At 41.2% G+C, this 16,525-nt stretch carries 18 protein-coding genes and 3 tRNA genes; 10 read left to right on the forward strand and 11 right to left on the reverse strand.

Going from position 1 to position 16,525, the window contains the following annotated elements; genetic code table 11:
* Positions 1–4 precede the first annotated feature (4 nt).
* Positions 5–460 (reverse strand): NUDIX domain-containing protein, encoded by a 456-nt coding sequence (locus tag JEY82_RS09280; RefSeq protein WP_304085236.1) that lies wholly within the window; start codon positions 458–460, stop codon positions 5–7.
* A 194-nt stretch (positions 461–654) separates the two neighbouring features.
* Between JEY82_RS09280 and rimI the strand changes: the two genes are divergently transcribed.
* From rimI to JEY82_RS09315, 7 genes are all read left to right on the forward strand, one after another.
* The gene (gene rimI / locus JEY82_RS09285; RefSeq protein ID WP_304085142.1) at positions 655–1,119 is read left to right on the forward strand and encodes a ribosomal protein S18-alanine N-acetyltransferase; all 465 of its coding nucleotides are present in this window, start codon (positions 655–657) and stop codon (positions 1,117–1,119) included.
* Positions 1,120–1,165: 46 nt separating this feature from the next.
* Entirely contained in the window at positions 1,166–2,359 is a 1,194-nt protein-coding gene (gene pgk, locus JEY82_RS09290) for a phosphoglycerate kinase (protein WP_304085143.1), read from the forward strand.
* Complete coding sequence (gene tpiA / locus JEY82_RS09295; protein ID WP_304085144.1) at positions 2,356–3,111, forward strand: triose-phosphate isomerase; 756 nt, start codon at positions 2,356–2,358, stop codon at positions 3,109–3,111. Before pgk ends, tpiA begins: the two co-directional genes overlap by 4 nt.
* A gap of 43 nt (positions 3,112–3,154) precedes the next feature.
* Positions 3,155–3,499 (forward strand): preprotein translocase subunit SecG, encoded by a 345-nt coding sequence (gene secG, locus JEY82_RS09300; protein ID WP_092161387.1) that lies wholly within the window; start codon positions 3,155–3,157, stop codon positions 3,497–3,499.
* A 43-nt stretch (positions 3,500–3,542) separates the two neighbouring features.
* Positions 3,543–3,629 (forward strand) — tRNA-Leu (locus JEY82_RS09305).
* Between the two features lie 162 nt (positions 3,630–3,791).
* Positions 3,792–3,878 (forward strand) — tRNA-Leu (locus JEY82_RS09310).
* A 202-nt stretch (positions 3,879–4,080) separates the two neighbouring features.
* Positions 4,081–4,167, forward strand: a tRNA-Leu gene (locus JEY82_RS09315).
* 90 nt (positions 4,168–4,257) lie between these two features.
* Here JEY82_RS09315 and JEY82_RS09320 read toward each other — a convergent pair.
* On the reverse strand, positions 4,258–4,608 hold the full coding sequence (locus tag JEY82_RS09320) for a DsrE family protein (RefSeq protein ID WP_304085145.1): 351 nt from the start codon (positions 4,606–4,608) through the stop codon (positions 4,258–4,260).
* Between the two features lie 127 nt (positions 4,609–4,735).
* Here JEY82_RS09320 and JEY82_RS09325 point away from each other — a divergent pair, with 127 nt between their 5' ends.
* Both JEY82_RS09325 and JEY82_RS09330 read left to right on the forward strand, forming a co-directional pair.
* Entirely contained in the window at positions 4,736–4,924 is a 189-nt protein-coding gene (locus tag JEY82_RS09325; protein WP_092161391.1) for a hypothetical protein, read from the forward strand.
* A gap of 30 nt (positions 4,925–4,954) precedes the next feature.
* Positions 4,955–6,226, forward strand: coding sequence for a M20 family metallopeptidase (locus tag JEY82_RS09330; protein ID WP_304085146.1), 1,272 nt, complete (start codon positions 4,955–4,957; stop codon positions 6,224–6,226).
* A 57-nt stretch (positions 6,227–6,283) separates the two neighbouring features.
* On the opposite strand, the gene nadB is transcribed toward JEY82_RS09330, so the two are convergent.
* The 3 genes from nadB to nadC all read right to left on the reverse strand — a co-directional run bounded on the left by nadB (position 6,284) and on the right by nadC (position 9,848).
* On the reverse strand, positions 6,284–7,879 hold the full coding sequence (gene nadB / locus JEY82_RS09335; RefSeq protein ID WP_304085147.1) for an L-aspartate oxidase: 1,596 nt from the start codon (positions 7,877–7,879) through the stop codon (positions 6,284–6,286).
* Positions 7,880–7,941: 62 nt separating this feature from the next.
* On the reverse strand, positions 7,942–8,964 hold the full coding sequence (gene nadA, locus JEY82_RS09340; protein ID WP_304085148.1) for a quinolinate synthase NadA: 1,023 nt from the start codon (positions 8,962–8,964) through the stop codon (positions 7,942–7,944).
* A gap of 11 nt (positions 8,965–8,975) precedes the next feature.
* Positions 8,976–9,848, reverse strand: a complete 873-nt coding sequence (gene nadC / locus JEY82_RS09345) for a carboxylating nicotinate-nucleotide diphosphorylase (protein ID WP_092161671.1) — start codon at positions 9,846–9,848, stop codon at positions 8,976–8,978.
* Between the two features lie 171 nt (positions 9,849–10,019).
* Here nadC and mgtE point away from each other — a divergent pair, with 171 nt between their 5' ends.
* Positions 10,020–11,372: a magnesium transporter gene (gene mgtE, locus JEY82_RS09350; protein WP_304085149.1), complete on the forward strand. Its 1,353-nt coding sequence runs from the start codon at positions 10,020–10,022 to the stop codon at positions 11,370–11,372.
* A gap of 96 nt (positions 11,373–11,468) precedes the next feature.
* On the opposite strand, the gene JEY82_RS09355 is transcribed toward mgtE, so the two are convergent.
* The 6 genes from JEY82_RS09355 to JEY82_RS09380 all read right to left on the reverse strand — a co-directional run bounded on the left by JEY82_RS09355 (position 11,469) and on the right by JEY82_RS09380 (position 16,445).
* Positions 11,469–12,140, reverse strand: a complete 672-nt coding sequence (locus tag JEY82_RS09355) for an adenylate kinase (RefSeq protein WP_304085150.1) — start codon at positions 12,138–12,140, stop codon at positions 11,469–11,471.
* A gap of 62 nt (positions 12,141–12,202) precedes the next feature.
* Entirely contained in the window at positions 12,203–13,234 is a 1,032-nt protein-coding gene (gene tilS / locus JEY82_RS09360; RefSeq protein ID WP_304085151.1) for a tRNA lysidine(34) synthetase TilS, read from the reverse strand.
* 33 nt (positions 13,235–13,267) lie between these two features.
* On the reverse strand, positions 13,268–13,603 hold the full coding sequence (locus JEY82_RS09365; protein ID WP_304085152.1) for a hypothetical protein: 336 nt from the start codon (positions 13,601–13,603) through the stop codon (positions 13,268–13,270).
* Between the two features lie 18 nt (positions 13,604–13,621).
* On the reverse strand, positions 13,622–14,932 hold the full coding sequence (hemA, locus tag JEY82_RS09370; RefSeq protein ID WP_304085153.1) for a glutamyl-tRNA reductase: 1,311 nt from the start codon (positions 14,930–14,932) through the stop codon (positions 13,622–13,624).
* 3 nt (positions 14,933–14,935) lie between these two features.
* Complete coding sequence (locus tag JEY82_RS09375) at positions 14,936–15,763, reverse strand: inner membrane protein YpjD (RefSeq protein WP_092161409.1); 828 nt, start codon at positions 15,761–15,763, stop codon at positions 14,936–14,938.
* Complete coding sequence (locus JEY82_RS09380) at positions 15,750–16,445, reverse strand: bifunctional precorrin-2 dehydrogenase/sirohydrochlorin ferrochelatase (RefSeq protein WP_369681157.1); 696 nt, start codon at positions 16,443–16,445, stop codon at positions 15,750–15,752. The genes JEY82_RS09375 and JEY82_RS09380 overlap by 14 nt, the downstream gene beginning before the upstream one ends.
* Between the last annotated feature and the right edge of the window lie 80 nt (positions 16,446–16,525).

The raw sequence follows: 16,525 nt of genomic DNA on the forward strand, positions 1-16,525 counted from the left end.
CGTGCTATTTCATCTTATATAACAATCCTATATCATTTAGATAAACCAGTGTTGGAGCGAGAAGTTCACGGCATTCTTTAAGTAACCAGTCCAGTTCACTTATAGAGTAGAAGTAGCCAGAATCCACCTCGTCTGAATTGGGAGCCGAGACTGTATTTATTTTATCTAAAACAAAGATTGTTATAAATTCGTATCCAGTTTCAGAAGAAGCTTTCAGCTCTGTAATGTCTCTTATATTAGTGTTCTGTATTCTAAGCTTAGAGTTTAAGACCCTGAAAGCTGCATCTTTAACCGATTCTTTTGCATAGACATGTCCACTGGCTGAAACATCCCATCGACCAGGGTATTGTTTCTTTTCGGTACTTCTTTTTTGTAAGTATAGTTTCCCGTTGCTATCATACAAAAGAACAATCACCGATCTATGTTTCAATGACTGTCTATGAACTTCAACTAGGTCCATATTCGCAAAAGGACGATTTAAAATGTCGACGACTTCGACATGGTTTATTTTATTTTTCACTTTTTTAGGATTACTATTTGTTTTATATATTGTGTGTTCTTCCAATTCACCCAAATTGCGTGTAAAAGAATCAAGTTCACGTTATTTATGAACTTCACCTTCTAGTCCTGTTTTACTGACAGATAGTTTACAATATGAAAAGCACAGAAGTCACTACTTGTGACCAAATGATAGTCGAACTGGGGCTGGAATCTCTTAGTGAGCTCAGAAAACTTGAATGCGTTTGTTTCGATTACCATTGGACTGAGGAGCAATTCCGACTGGGACTTGAACGAAGAGCCTTCTATGTTCTTGGATATTTATTTGAAGGTATTCTTGTCGGTTATCTGGCGTATTCAATGGTTCTTGATGAAATGGAAGTTTTAAATTTAGGAGTTCATCCTGATTTTAGAAAACGCGGGATCGGTAGAGAATTAATGCTGGCGTTGCTAGAACAATGTCGCAAAACAGATGTTGTTAAAGGTCTTCTTGATGTCAAAGAATCAAATATTCCTGCTATATCCCTTTATGAAAGTTTAGGTTTTAAGCAGGTTGGAGTTCGCAAAAAATATTATCCGGATACGAATGAAGATGCGCTTCTTTATGATCTGGAGTTGTAATTTTTGCTTAACTGTATAATATAACTTTACAAAATGCGGAGTGACTATGCGCTTCATTAACGAACTCGACATTGCCGGTAAAAAAGTTCTTCTGAGAGTGGATTTTAATGTTCCCCTTGATGGTGAAACAATTACCGATGACAATCGTATTAAAGCCGGAGTTCCGACTATTAAGTATGCTCTGGAAAAAGGAGCTGCGGTAATCATAATGGCTCACCTTGGTAAGCCTAAAGGTAAACGAGTTGCCAAATACAGCCTTAAACCTGTTGCTAAGCGTCTGTCGGAATATCTTGGAATAGATGTTCCCCTTGCTCCTGATTGTATTGGATCAGAAGTCGAAAAAATGGCTGCAGATCTTAAGCCCGGTCAGGTTTTGATGCTTGAGAATTTACGTTTCCATCCTGAGGAGCAGGGAAAGACTCCAGAAGAAAGAGGCGATTTCGGTGCAAAGCTGGCTGCTCTTGCGGATGTATATGTTAATGACGCTTTCGGGGTTGCTCATCGACCCAATTCTTCGGTTGTGGATGTTCCCTATCATTCTAAGAAATGTTGTGCCGGATTTCTTTTGAAGCTGGAATGGGAAAATCTTGGTGAAGCTCTCAAAGATCCTAAGAAGCCTTATATTGCTATTTCCGGTGGCGCAAAAGTTTCGACGAAGCTGGGTATTCTCAATAATCTGATTGGTAAAGTTGATCATTTTATTATCGGTGGTGCTATGGCTAACACATTCCTTCTTGCACAAGGTAAGAATGTAGGTAAATCTCTGGTCGAAGACGGGCTTGTTGATATAGCCCGTGATATTATGACCAAGGCTGCTGCTTCCGGTACAGATCTTCATCTTCCCGAAGATTTTGTGTGGGGCAGAAATATTGACGAAGCTTCCGGTGTTTGTGATGCTGACCACGTTCCTGATGACGGAATGCTTCTTGATATCGGCCCGGTTAGTATTCAAAAATTTTGTGATGTTATTTCAGAAGCCAAGACAATCGTCTGGAACGGTCCGATGGGACTTTTCGAGAAGCCTGCTTTTGCTGAAGGGTCAATGAAAGTCTGTAAGGCTATGGCTGAATCTGACGGCACTACCATCGTTGGAGGAGGGGATACCGATGCAGTTGTACACAAGGCTGGACTGCAAGACGACTTCACCTTCATATCCACAGGAGGCGGTTCTTTCCTTGAGTTTTTAGAAGGAAAAGAGCTTCCCGCCTTCAAAGCCTTGAAGGAGAATCTGGATAAATGAAAAAATTGATGGCCGCTAACTGGAAGATGTATAAAACCCGTGCAGAAGCGAAAGCTACCGCAGAGGATTTTATTTCACGAATTGACGGTAAATTGCCTAGTGACAGAGACGTTCTCATTGCAGCTCCGTTTACAGCTCTCGAAAGTGTCGGGTCTGTGCTTGCCGGAAGGGCTGACTGTCATCTATGTGCGGAAAATATGTATCCTGCCGAGGAAGGGGCCTTTACCGGAGAAATATCACCGGAAATGCTTAAAGATGTCGGATGCGGATTTTCTCTTGCAGGACATTCCGAGCGCAGGCATGTATTAGGAGAGTCGAGCGAATTTGTTGGTAAAAAAGTGGCGTTCGGTTTAAAATCCGGACTTTCGATGATTCTCTGCATCGGTGAAACCATCGAACAGAGAAAGGCTGGAAAAGTTCAGCAGGTAATTGATGAGCAACTTGAAGTCGGATTGTCTGAAATTCCTGCAAATTTTTCTCCTGATTCCATAGTAATTGCCTATGAACCTGTGTGGGCAATTGGAACTGGAGAAGTAGCCGGAATTGATGAAATCGTCGAAGCTCATGGATTTGTTAGAAAAAAGCTAAAAAATATTTTTCCTGAAAAAGCTAATGAAATCAGGATATTATATGGTGGAAGTGTTAAACCGGCCAACTGCGCGCAAATAATATCCCTTGACAATGTCGACGGTGTATTGGTAGGAGGCGCGAGCTTGGACGGCGAAAGTTTCAGCCAGATTGCTCTGGCATAAAAATACGCCTTAATCCGGGTTAAAAAAAAAGGAAAAAAACGCTTTGCAAACGCTAGTAATTACAGTACACATTATCGCCTGCATCTTCCTGATTATCTTTGTTCTTTTACAGAGCGGAAAGGAAGATATGGGGGTTATATTCGGTGGAGGAAGTGGCTCTGTTTTCGGTAGTACCGGAGCAGGCGGCGTTCTAGTTAAAATTACCTCTTTTCTCGCAGCGGTTTTTTTGATTACATCGCTTAGTTACAATTACCTTGCCGGTAACAAGGTTTCAGATGATTCCATAATGCTGCAAGGCGACGGAATTGTTACCCCAATGCCTGAAGTCGACAAGCCAGTGGTTACTTTTGAAAAACCAGAAGCTGCTAAGACTGAAGAAACAAAATAGTTAGTTAAAAGATCTTTGATAATATAGGTTCAGATTTTTCAGAGCCGAGGTGGTGGAATTGGTAGACACGCTAGCTTGAGGGGCTAGTGGAAGAAATTCCGTGGGGGTTCGAGTCCCCCCCTCGGCACCATCTGAAAAATATATATAGACTGAGAAGTCTAAATATTCTGAACGGTTATTTGCAAAAACATCTTGCAAATAAATTCAAAACTCGGTAGACCCTCATTTACCGAAACGGTTGCAGACATCATATCCCTCTAAGTCGGATCGTTCTTTGAATTATTCACCTCTTGCCGAGGTGGTGGAATTGGTAGACACGCTAGCTTGAGGGGCTAGTGGAAGAGATTCCGTGGGGGTTCGAGTCCCCCCCTCGGCACCATGAGTGCATAAAGCCGTAACTTGTAAAAGTTACGGCTTTTTTGTGTTTTGTTTAGGGAACTAATAATCTTCGATATTCTGGCTAATTATTAACAAAAACATCTTGTAGATAAATTAAAAATTAGGTAGTAACTTTCTTGTCGAAACGGTTGCAGACATCATATCCCTCTAAGTCGGATCGTTCTTTGAATTATTCACCTCTTGCCGAGGTGGTGGAATTGGTAGACACGCTAGCTTGAGGGGCTAGTGGAAGAGATTCCGTGGGGGTTCGAGTCCCCCCCTCGGCACCATGAGTGCATAAAGCCGTAACTTGTAAAAGTTACGGCTTTTTTGTGTTTGAATTTAAAGTGACTTTTGTTGAAACTTAATAGTTATACAATTTAAGGCTTGATGTAAGCAAATCCTGCATCTTGTAGTCGGCAAATTTCAATAACTCCCGTTGATACTATTTCGCAGATATCCAGCATGTTTTCTGGTTTATATTTAAGCTTGTTGAGAGAATTGTTACATATACAAAATCGAACGCCGTTCGAATGAAGTTTTTTTATTTTAGGATAATTTTCGCCGCAGAATTCTTTTCGGAAAAAACGGACAGATTCACCATTTGCAACCAGATGAATTTTTGAAGAAATAGCAGAAGGGTCTTTTAATAAATTTTCAATATTTACAAGAGCCATTTTTAAAATTTGATCATCATCCCAATCTATATGAAAAACAACTTTATAGCTCATTGGCAACCTCTCCTATAAAAACGTAGAGAATGTCCGAAAAATGAACAATTATTCATAGACATCAGTACTTGCTACTAATACAATTTTGATGGTTTTAAGTATATAATATTTATCTGAGGAGATAGAAATGAAAGATATCAAAAAGAGTGTAGATTATATTTTTCACGGACTTGAAGCGCTGGACATTCTGCTTTGCTCAAAGGAAGCTGAAAATCTGAATGTTCGTAATATTGTAGGGCTTTTGCATCCGCTTATTGAAGACGCTAAAAGACGTGCTCACACAGAAGTTTCCGCCATTAGTCAGAACAAAGAATAATGATTTTAATTTCTTAAGGATTTTGTGGTTATGGATTTGAGAAAGATTGTTTTGTCAGAATTGAATTCTTTGGTTGAGTTGTATAAGCACCTTCATGCTAATCCAGAACTTTCTGGACAGGAAAAAGAAACTTCATGTGTTTTGGCTGATCAGCTTGAAAATTGCGAAATTGATGTCACGCGTAATATCGGTGGATTTGGAATTGTCGGAACTCTTGAAAATGGAGACGGCCCGACGGTTATGATCCGCACTGATATGGATGCACTCCCTGTTACCGAAAATTCAGGGGCAGAATATGCCAGCATTGTTCAGGCTGTAGACGGCTCTGGCAATTCTGTAGGCGTTATGCATGCGTGCGGGCATGATCTTCATATGGCTGCCTTTGTCGGAACTGCAAAAACTTTATCAAAACTAAAAGATAGTTGGAGCGGCAGGATTCTGTTTGTCGGGCAGCCGGCAGAAGAACCAATGTCCGGAGCCAGAGCCATGATAGATGATGGCTTATTTCAAAAATTCGGACGGCCCGACTATTGTATCGGAACGCATGTTCGCCCGAAAGTTAAAGCAGGAACAATAGCTGTCAGGCCCGGTCCGGTGATGGCAGGAGTTTTTCAACTTAAAATTTTAGTTCGCGGGATAGGCGGGCATGGATCAGCTCCGCATGAAACGCGTGATCCTGTTGTGCTGGCAGCTCGAATCATTTCATCGATTCAAACAATAGTCAGCAGGGAGTTGAATCCTCTTACTCCGGCAGTTGTTACAATAGGTTCTATTCATGGTGGAACAAGGTCTAATATTATTCCTGAAAAAGTTGTTATGGAATTAACAGCCAGATTTTTTGATTCTGAAACACGTGATCATATTTTGCGGTCAATTAAGCGTATCTGCCGTAACGAAGCCTTAACAATGGATTTTCCTGAAAATATTTTCCCTGTTATTACGATGGAAAAGGATGATGAGCTTCCGGCAACAATTAATGATAATGATTTGTCGGCAATAGTAAAAGACGCTGTAGAAGAGCACTTGGGTAAAGATCATTTTGTTGAAGCTGATATGGTTATGGGTAGTGAAGATTTTGCGCTATACAGAACGTCAGCTTCGATCGAAATCCCTTGCTGTATGTTTTTTACCGGCGTGACTAGTTCCTCTGATATGGAATTATATGAAACACAATCAATTAATCCGCCGAATCTTCATAACAGTGGATTTCTTCCTCAATATGAAGAAAGCATTCTCGCTGCGGTTATAACAATGACTGCTACAGTATTAAATTATCAAACCAGCTCTAAACCGCGCTTATAAAAATAGGCTGTGAGGTTAACCTCACAGCCTATTTTTATAAACTTTCAATAAATGTTGTTAATCAACTCTATAATGACACCCGAGACTTTTTTTGTTTTTAATCGCAGCAGCTGTAACAGAAAGAGCTGCCTGACAGCCGTGAAATAAATCAACAATAGGTCTACTGATCGGCGTTCTTTTGTAAAATGATCTTAAATCTCTGTTGAGATTTTGCAGATCGTACATTGCACGACTGAGACGGGCAGTAGATCTTGTTATTCCTACATAGTTCCACATAATACTGCGAATCAACATCCAGTCTTGAGCAATCAAAGCCGGATCTTCATTTTCATTTGTACCGGAGTTTTCCCAATTAGGAATTGCGTTCATCAATTTCTTGCTAATTGCTGTTTTCTTAGAAATCTTTGACGCCATATCCTTACCGGAGGTATATCCCCAGAACATTCCTTCGAGCAGTGAGGTTGAAGCTAGTCTATTTCCGCCATGAACGCCTGTACAGGAGCATTCTCCAACACTATAAAGTCTGTCCAGAGTTGTTCTTCCTTTTTCATCCACAAGAATTCCTCCGCAGTAGTAATGGGCGGCAGGAACAACCGGAATAGGTGTCTTTGTGATATCGGTACCGGCTTCAGCGCAAGTTCCATAAATTGTGGGGAATCTTTCTTTTAAATCATGTTTCACAAAGTTTGCGGCATCAAGGTAGACGCATTCTTCTCCCGTTCTAAGCATCTCTTCCTGAATTGAACGAGTTACGATGTCACGCGGGGCAAGATCTGCTCTTGGGTCGTAGCGTGGCATAAACGCTTCACCGTAACAGTTTACTAATTTTGCTCCTTCACCGCGAACGGCTTCAGATATCAGGAATCGGCGGCTCGCTCTTGAGCGTGTACCCTGATAAAAAGCAGTAGGGTGAAATTGTACCATTTCTGAATTTATAATTCTGACTTTCGCACGTGAAGCCATAGCCACTCCGGACCCGATAGATCCGGTAGAATTCGTAGTATGCAAATAAATCTGACCGAGTCCACCTGTTGCTAATACAGTAAAATCAGCCAGTATAGTTTCAACAGCATCTATGGATTCATTATAGACATATGCTCCGAGACATTTATTGCTGAGGCAATATTTAAACTCGGTTCCTCTCGCGTGATGATGATTTGTCAAAAGGTCAACAGCTGTTCGCTGAGTACAGACGGTGATATTAGGATGATCTGCTACAGCTTTTGAAAGAACTTCCATGATGGAATGTCCGGTATGATCCGCACAGTAGAGTATGCGGGGCACGGTGTGTCCACCTTCACGAGTCAGGCTGTAGTCACCATTTTCATCGCAGGCAAAAGGAACAGGATATTTTTCCAGAAGCAGATGTTTCAGCGCTTCCGGACCCTCTTTCGTTAAGGTACGGATGGCCTTTATATTGTTATAATCCCATCCGGCTGTTCTGATATCTTTTTCAAGAATTTTAGGAGAATCTCCCGGACCGGTATAAACAATGCCACCTTGGGCCAGTCTGGTGTTACCTGTGAAAAGGTCGTCTCCCTGAGTTAACAGTGTTACCTCGACACCTTTTTCCGCTACGGTTAAAGCTGATATACAGCCGGATATTCCTGCTCCGATAATTAAAACATCAGTTTTCATTCGGTTGTCTTGCATGCAATTTATCTCAATTGACGGTTGCCATTAAGGTTTCCGGCTAAAGGTTAATTACTTTTGAATCAAGCACAGACCTTAAGCATCCTTTCAAGGGCAACTTTGGCGGGAATTCTTATATTGTCTGATACGTCTTCAAATTCGGCACTTTCAAGGTTCTGGAGAAGTTCGGCAAGTTTTTGTTCAGTTATCTTAGCCATGTTGCTACAAAAACTTACACTTAAAGGAAGGATGTTTTTATCAGGGAACTGTTTAGCCAGCCTATTTACTAAATTGGTTTCAGTACCAATAATAATAGTCGAACCGACTGGAGCTTCAGTGACATATTTAATAAGATAAGACGTCGAACCATCTCCGTCAGCCGCCGCAACTATTTCAGGCGGGCATTCAGGGTGTACGACAACCTTTGCTCCCGGATATTTTTTACGGAGATTTTCTATTTGAGAAATCTTGAATTTTTGATGGATAGCACAAAGTCCGGGCCAAATTAAAAGCTGTTTGTCCAGAGTTTCTTCAACATTAAGCTTTTCACCTTTCTTGCGGATATTAAGAATTAATCTTTTATTTTCTGGAATGCCGAGTTTGTCAGCTGTGTTGAGTGCGAGGTTTTTATCGGGAAGGAAAAGAACTCCGTCTCCTCTTTCGAGTGCCCATTTCAGCATTTTTTCGGCATTTGCAGAAGTGCAGACAGATCCGCCATGTTTACCGCAAACAGCTTTTACTGCGGCAGGGGTGTTGACGTAAGCCAATGGAATTATCTTTCTGCCGCTTTCTTCAAGAATTTTTGTCAAAACAGTATCAACCAACTCGGCAGGGGCCATGTTGGCCATGACGCATCCAGCTGAAGGGTCCGGTATATATACTTTTTGATTAGCTTTACGGACGATGGCCGCAGATTCAGCCATAAAATGCACACCGCAAAAAACAATGTATTCGGCTTTAAGCTTATCAATCTGACGAGCGAGTTCCAGTGAATCTCCTTTTAAATCAGTGTGTCTGATTATTTCATCAGCCTGATAATGGTGCCCAAGAATGGCCAGCTTACTTCCGTATTTTGCTTTTATGTCACTGATAATTTTGGAATACATTTTAATAAATCCTAGATTGAATATATTTGCATGCTCATGTCTGAACACTTTGCAGAATGTGTGATTCTTCCCACGGAAATATAGTCAGGGCCGGCTTCTGCAAGATGTGCAATTGTTTCAAGAGTCACGTTTCCGCTGATTTCTGTTTCTATTGAATCAGGAACCGTTGCTATCGAAGCTTTTGCTTCTTCAAAAGTCATATTGTCGAGCATTATACGCTCAACTTTACAAGCTATCGCTTCATCAACTTCCTGCTGATTTCGGCATTCTACTTCTATGGGCGGGCAGGGTTCATATTTGCTACGAAGCTTTTCAACTGCGAGCGTAATAGATCCGGCTCTATCAATATGATTATCTTTTAACATCAGCATTTCAACAAGATTTAGACGATGATTTTGAGCTCCGCCTACAAGAACAGCATATTTTTCAGGGTAGCGAAGTCCTGGAATAGTTTTTCTTGTGTCCAGCAAAATTGTTTCACTATGATCAAGTGCTTTAACATACTTATTGGTAAGAGTCGCTATTCCGGATAGATGGGAGAGAAAATTAAGCATAACTCTTTCTGCTTTCAGGAGTATTGCGGCTGGACCTTGAATGGCAGCTATAAGTGTTCCGGCTGAAATTCTGTCGCCTTCATCAACATTTAAATGAACTTTGCAAACGTTATCTTTGTCTGCAAATTCAAGAATAAGGGGAATAAGTGGTAATCCGGCAACAATAGTTTCTTCTTTTGCAATGATCTGAGCATTTGCCAGATCTTCAGGTTCGAATAATCCCTGTGAAGTCAGGTCCGGCCCATCTTCACTCAAAGCTATTCTAATTGTTGCTAAAAGGAACATTTTTGATTCAGCCTGAAAGAATGTATCGAATTTATTGTCAGTCATATTGTACCTGTTAATATTTTGTAACATAAAGTTTAAGAACTATTAGCAATTTTTGGTATCCGTTTTTTCTAATGGGCACAAGGGCTGAGAAGGATTTCACAAAGTGTTATTAGAATTGTTACAGTCTAAGAAATTTTGACCTTTAGTTGTATTTAAGTTAGTTGGAGCGCAATGAAAAGGGCAAAAGGAATACCTGAACCACTCAGGCAATGGCAAGAAAGCGGAAAAGGACTTGTTGGTGAAGTTGACCAACGGGTTATTGATGCTATGCATCCTGCGGATGCTGCTGACCATATCGAAGAATTAGGGCTGGATGAACAGGTAAAGTTCATCAAACAGCTTCCAATTCGTGATGCCGCTGATTCTATTGCCGAGATGGAAAAATATGACCAGCGAGAACTGATCGAAAAGCTTAATTTAGGAATGGCTGCGCGTATTTTGGAGTTTATGTCTCCGGATGATGCGACTGATATTCTTGAAGGGCTTGATGATGATTTGCGCGAGAGTTTGTTGCGTCAAATAAAAGCTGAAGACAGAGAAGAAATTTCGACTCTGCTCACCTTTGATCCTGAAACGGCCGGTGGTGTTATGAACACCGAGGTTGCAATTCTTCTTGAAGATCTGACTGTTGATCAGGCAATTGCATCCATCAGGGCAGAGGTTGAAGATAAAAGCATTCCTTATTACGCGTATCTTGTTGACCGCAGAAACCATTTGACCGGTGCGGTTTCCTTGCGCGACCTTCTTATTTCCCGTCCCGGAAAAAAATTAAAAGAATTAATTCATAATCAGCATTTGATTTCCGTTACTTATGAAGTGGACAAAGAAGAAGTTGCCAGACTTATAGGCCATTATAATTTTCTTGCGATGCCTGTCACAGATTTTGAGCATAGACTGCTGGGAGTTGTTACCGTTGATGATGTTATTGACATTATTAATGAAGAAGCCAGTGAAGATATGCAGTCAATGGTTGGTGCGGGTACTGACGAAACAACGGATTCTCCGTGGACTTATTCTGTTAAAAAGAGACTTCCTTGGCTTGTTATAAATGTTGCTAATTCAGCTATTTCAGCTTGGGTAGTTCATTTATTTGAGGCTAATATCGCCAAGATGGCTATTTTAGCGGTTCTGATGCCGATTGTTGCAAATCAGGCAGGTAATACCGGGCAGCAGGCTCTTGCTGTTATGATCAGACAATTTGCAACGGAAAAATTTGATCGCAAAAAATCTTGGAACGCAGTTTTTCGTGAACTCAAGATCGGACTTGCTAATGGTGTCTGTATAGCTTTTCTCGTTCTTATGGCTGTTTATATGCTGACTGACAATTCAGCTCTTGCAATGGTAATGTCCGGGGCTTTGTTTATTGATATGCTTATGGGGGCTGTGGTCGGCGGAGCTATTCCGATTATTCTAAAAGAATTTGGTCGTGATCCGGCGCAGGCTTCTTCAATATTCTTAACAACGATTACAGACAGTTTAGGATTTCTTTCCTTGCTTGGTCTGGCCGGGATATTTTTATTGTAAAAACAGCATGAATTTTTTTGTTTTTATGTTGCTAAATGAAAAGCCCTTCTACCTGATGGTAGAAGGGCTTTATAATTCAATCTGGTATAAACCGGATTATACAAGCTGAGCCATGAGAGTTTCTTTAATAGAATCAATAGAACCTTCGCCGTTGAGTTCAATGTATTTGAAGCCGGCTTTAGGAGCGAGATCTTTATAGAAGTATGCTGCTGCAATGGTACCAGTCTTGTCATCGTAGTAAATGTCATGACGTTTGCTGATTGCTTCTTCGTCCTGATCATCAGCGCGCTCGGTAAGAGCTCCGCCACATACGCGACATTTGTCTCCATCAGGCTTGATAGCGTCGATGAATTTGTTGTTAGGGTGGTTAGGATCATTTTCGCAAAGGCGACGACCCATGATGCGGTTTTTAGCAGTTTCACGAGGAAGAAGGATTTCGATAACGTAATCAAGTTTTACGCCGTCTTTTTCAAGAGCTTCCCAAAGTTTCTGAGCCTGAACGATAGAACGGGGGAAGCCGTCAAGCAACCAGCCGTTTTCATCGGAAGACTGAAGAACGTCGAGTACCATAGGAATGGTGATGTCGTCAGGTACGAGTTCGCCTTTTTCAATGAATGCCTTAGCTTTCATTCCAAGTTCAGTTCCGCCACCGATATGTTTACGGAAGATAGCACCTGATTCGATATGATCAAGATCAAATTTTTTCTTAGCAAGAGCGCCCTGAGTTCCTTTACCACTACCGTTAGGTCCGAAAATAAGAATATTCATTGTAGTCCTCCTAATGAATTAGTAACAAATTTCACAAGGTTTAAACCCTGCCGCTTTCGCTGTCAATATCTCTGGGAAATTTTGAACACTATACCTTTTCTTGTAATTGTCGCTGTTTTTCCAGCTGGAAATTGGAATACTGATCCTGTTTTCCGGGCAGAGTAGGCATTATCAAGGAGAGTTATTGAATCGGCAAGGGCATGCCCTTTACCAAGTTTTTCTATGATTTTTTTAAAAAGGCGACATCTTAAGGCTGGATGGCTTTTATTTAACAGTGAGCAAGGTGCTAGCCATTCTCCGCCATCAAGTTGTTCCAGCTTTTTTAAACTTTTTGTTATTTCACTATTCCAGTAATCCTGATCCTGATCGGCCTGACTTTTTAGTCTGGCAATGCTGGTACCGAAACTTGGATTTTCATTGTGCAGCAATGGAATTATGTGATTACGAATTCGGTTTCTGGTCCATTTATCCGAAAAATTGCTTTTGTCTTCCCGCCATGGGCAATCGATGCTTTTTAGAAACTCTTCAAGTTGCAGTTTATTCGTCGTAAGCAGAGGTCTAAGAAGCTTTCTGTTAGGATCATAGGCATCCATCCCGCCAAGAGCAGGCCAGCCCGCTCCGCGGATAAGGCGCATTACTACGTCTTCACAGAGATCTCCAAGATGATGAGCCAGAACTAAAAATGAAGTGTCAAATTTCTTCATGCATTCGTTGAAGAAATTATACCGTAAAATCCTACCTGCTTCTTCAAGACCGATTGATTTGGTAACAGCATAATCGTTAACCTTTTCAGATTTACATGCACATTGAACACCTAAATCCGAGCATAATTTTTCAACAAAATCAAGATCTTGACAGGATTCTTCTCTAAGGTTGTGATCCATATGAGCGCAGAAAACCCTGCCACCCGATTTACGGGCCAGCAGGGTTGATATAATCAGAAGGGCGGTAGAGTCTATTCCACCTGAAACCGCTATGAGCAATTTTTGCGAAGCAAAGTTTGTGCCTGATTTAAGATTACCGAATTTTTCGATATCAAGGCATAACCGTGCATACTCTGAGTCCAGTTCTTGTATTGATAAAGGTAATTTCACTAGTAATGTTTCCGAAGACTTAGGAAGCTATTACTACAGAGAAATTTCAAGATCGTTAATGAAATTATCAAGATAATCGAGCATGTGGTTACGCTGGTCAGTCGTCGCGTAACAGACACAGGAACAACGCAGTTTGTTGCGTGCGCGAACCAGAAGTTCAAGTTTAAGACCATCTTCAAGTACTTCTAACGCCATGAAGTACGGACCGCATTCGTTGATGTGTTCTTTTTGTTCGGTCTGTAATAGATCCTCAGGAACTGGAATGTAATAAATTCCTTCTAATCCACCGGTAAATTCAAGGTCAGTAAGAGCCTTGGAAATCTTTTTTAAGTCTTCTTCGTATATATCTTCAAGCAGGTAATTTCTCATTTTTGATATCCTTAAACTTTAATCTTTTTGTTTCTTGCGCCTACAGTGTGCATCCGGTGGAATAGTATCATTATCAAGGTTGAACATGCGTCTGGCTAAATCAACAAACTTTTCTGCGGCGCCTTCTTCTTCTGTTCTGCGTTTGAGAAAAGAAACGGGTTCATGAAGCAGCTTTTTACCGATAGACAGAGCCATTGTTTCAATGGCTTCTTGTGTTTCAATATCAATTTTACCAAGTCTTTTTAAAGTCTTGGCTAACTCTTTTCTGGCAACACCTTCACTGCGGTCAAAAAGGTCAACAATGGTTGGTTGCAAATCAAGTGAGTTTATCCAGTTACCGAACGAAAGTGTTTCTGATTCGACAATGGAGTTTGCTTTTACAGCTTCATCTTCACGTTGCGCCATGTTTTCTTCAACCACGTCTTTAAGATCATCGATATCGTAAAGATATACGTTATCAAGACCATTGACATCGGGGTCGATGTCACGCGGAACGGCAATATCAATAAAGAACATAGGACGGAATTTGCGCTGTTTAATAACCTTTTTCATGTCCTTGGCTTTAATGACAGCATGCGGCGCTCCTGTGGAGCTTATAATGATGTCAGTGTCGCTTAGGCAATCGTAAAGGGCTTCAAAAGGTATGGCTTTGCCGTTCATAGTTTTTGCCAGTTCTTCAGCTCTGGAAAAAGTTCTGTTGGCGATACGAATCGTTTCAACACCGCTGTTTAGTAAATGTGTTGCAGCCAGTTCAGCCATTTCACCAGCCCCGATGAGCAGGGCTTTTTGCCCTTTAAGTTCACCGAAAATTTTCTTGGCAAGTTCAACCGCAGCATAACTTATTGATACTGCGTTTGAAGCAATCGAAGTTTCTGAGCGTACTCTTTTAGCAACAAAAAAAGACTTATGCAGCATCCTGTTAATAATGACTCTGGCGGCTCCGGCTTCAACAGCTTTTCGATATGAATCTTTAAGCTGACCGAGAATTTGAGGTTCGCCGACGATCATTGAATCAAGGCTGCTGGCTACTCTGAACAAGTGGTTAACTGCTTTAAGATTTTTATGACAATAAGTATTGGGTTCGAGATCTACTTTTGAACCGCCACATTTGTCAGCCCAGTATGAGAGGATTTCATTTTCAGTGAATTCTTCTGAACATACGACAATAATTTCAACTCTATTACAGGTGGAAAGCGCCATGACTTCGCGAATTCCCATATCAAGGAGTCCTTTTTCGAACTCTTCAATATTGGTCAGGGCGTAACGTTCACGGACATCTACTCCTGCAGATTTGTGGTTGAGGCCTATAAGGTAAATATTTTGGTCCATAAATCAGACTTTAAAGCTGTGGTGAGTAGGGATAAAGAAATTAATTCCCCATAAGGATATCATGGTGATGACAAATACAATGATCACCAGAATTGCCGGTTTTCTGCCTCTCCAGCCAACAACGGTGCGTTGATGAAAAAGAAATGCAAATAAAAACCAGACCAATAACGTTACAATTTCCTTCGGATCCCACGAGAACATTTTGGTAAAGGTTCCTCGTGCCCATAGAAAACCGGCTGCAAGTCCCAGCGTATAAAGAGGGAAGCCGATCATTATGGCCCAATGATTCACTCTGTCGAAGGTGTTTAAAGAAGGCATTTCTTTACCTAGAGAGGTAAGATTTGCTTTCGTTTTGATTTTGTTGTTCAGGTATATGAAAGCAACTCCGGCTCCTGCGGCCATTGCCATCAGAGCTATGCTCACAAAAATAGTTCCGATATGAAGGCCTATAAAAAGACCTGCCAGATGGGCGGGGAGTGTTACTTTCAGACTTTGCGCGGCAAGAGATGCAATGAACAGCAAAAGAGCCAGAGGTGAAGCTGTCAATGCAAAGAAAGTATTTCTTACTTTCCACCAAAGAGCGAAATAAACAAGAATGAAGCTCCATCCCAGCAGACTGAAATAAAAGAAACCGCCTGTGAGTACTGTTGATTTATACAGCGTTACAGCAAGCAATAGATCGAGAGAATGCAAAGCAAATCCGCCGATAGCGCAGAGATTACCTAGCTTACCCATTACCTGATTGTTTTTCAGGGTTCCTGCGATAAAAAAGGTCATGCCCATCAAATAAAGGGCTATGATCACGTATTGAAAAAACTCAAACAAAGTCATCAGTTAACTCCGGGATGTGGGGAACAAGTTCTTCCGGCAGGATTTCAGCCAATAATTCATGAACCCGGCTTATGTTTCCTGCTTCCAGTTCATCTAAAATCGGAGACGCAACAAGATGCCTGAACAAAGCGGTGTTTTCGCTTGTTTCCTTGCCAAGGTCAAGGACCAGAGGCCGCAATCTACCCATTAAAGTAAGAAATTTTGCGTAATGATCACCAAAAATGTTTTGTAGATCACGACGAATTTTTTTTGTAAATGCCGGACTGTTACCGCCTGTAGAGACAGTAAGTGTAAGATCTCCCTGTCTTATTACCGACGGAACAATGAAGTTGCTGCCCTCAGGATAATCAGCAATATTGCAGAGGATATTTTTTTGCTGACAAAGATCAGCAATGTGTCTGTTTACAACCGGATTGCTGGTGCAGGCAAAGACTACAAATTTTCCATCTAAATCAGAAGGGGTAAATGCACGTTTTTTAAAAAACACACGGGTATTATCTCCGATGCTCCGTATTTCCGGAGAAGGATCACAGGTATCAATCACCCATATTTCAGCTGGATGGCAATATAATAGGGATTTCAGCTTGCGAAGGCCGACTTCTCCGGCTCCGACAAGCAGACATTTCTGATTTTCCACTTTGAGAGAAATAGGATAGTACGTCATAGAGTTTGGGTATAGCAAAAGGGTACCCTCATTGTAAAATGACAAAGCACAGATAAACAGATATATTTTTGCCAGAAGAATTCTGCAACAAATGGAAT

Origin of the sequence: Maridesulfovibrio ferrireducens, from assembly GCF_016342405.1 — a bacterium.
GTDB lineage: Bacteria > Desulfobacterota > Desulfovibrionia > Desulfovibrionales > Desulfovibrionaceae > Maridesulfovibrio > Maridesulfovibrio ferrireducens_A.

Excerpts from the sequence above, each read along its gene's own strand:
- JEY82_RS09280 (WP_304085236.1), bottom strand. The coding sequence starts at position 460 with ATGGACCTAGTTGAAGTTCATAGACAGTCATTGAAACATAGATCGGTG.
- rimI (WP_304085142.1), top strand. The coding sequence starts at position 655 with ATGAAAAGCACAGAAGTCACTACTTGTGACCAAATGATAGTCGAACTG.
- pgk (WP_304085143.1), top strand. The coding sequence starts at position 1,166 with ATGCGCTTCATTAACGAACTCGACATTGCCGGTAAAAAAGTTCTTCTG.
- tpiA (WP_304085144.1), top strand. The coding sequence starts at position 2,356 with ATGAAAAAATTGATGGCCGCTAACTGGAAGATGTATAAAACCCGTGCA.
- JEY82_RS09320 (WP_304085145.1), bottom strand. The coding sequence starts at position 4,608 with ATGAGCTATAAAGTTGTTTTTCATATAGATTGGGATGATGATCAAATT.
- JEY82_RS09325 (WP_092161391.1), top strand. The coding sequence starts at position 4,736 with ATGAAAGATATCAAAAAGAGTGTAGATTATATTTTTCACGGACTTGAA.
- JEY82_RS09330 (WP_304085146.1), top strand. The coding sequence starts at position 4,955 with ATGGATTTGAGAAAGATTGTTTTGTCAGAATTGAATTCTTTGGTTGAG.
- nadB (WP_304085147.1), bottom strand. The coding sequence starts at position 7,879 with ATGCAAGACAACCGAATGAAAACTGATGTTTTAATTATCGGAGCAGGA.
- nadA (WP_304085148.1), bottom strand. The coding sequence starts at position 8,964 with ATGTATTCCAAAATTATCAGTGACATAAAAGCAAAATACGGAAGTAAG.
- nadC (WP_092161671.1), bottom strand. The coding sequence starts at position 9,848 with ATGACTGACAATAAATTCGATACATTCTTTCAGGCTGAATCAAAAATG.
- mgtE (WP_304085149.1), top strand. The coding sequence starts at position 10,020 with ATGAAAAGGGCAAAAGGAATACCTGAACCACTCAGGCAATGGCAAGAA.
- JEY82_RS09355 (WP_304085150.1), bottom strand. The coding sequence starts at position 12,140 with ATGAATATTCTTATTTTCGGACCTAACGGTAGTGGTAAAGGAACTCAG.
- JEY82_RS09365 (WP_304085152.1), bottom strand. The coding sequence starts at position 13,603 with ATGAGAAATTACCTGCTTGAAGATATATACGAAGAAGACTTAAAAAAG.
- hemA (WP_304085153.1), bottom strand. The coding sequence starts at position 14,932 with ATGGACCAAAATATTTACCTTATAGGCCTCAACCACAAATCTGCAGGA.
- JEY82_RS09375 (WP_092161409.1), bottom strand. The coding sequence starts at position 15,763 with ATGACTTTGTTTGAGTTTTTTCAATACGTGATCATAGCCCTTTATTTG.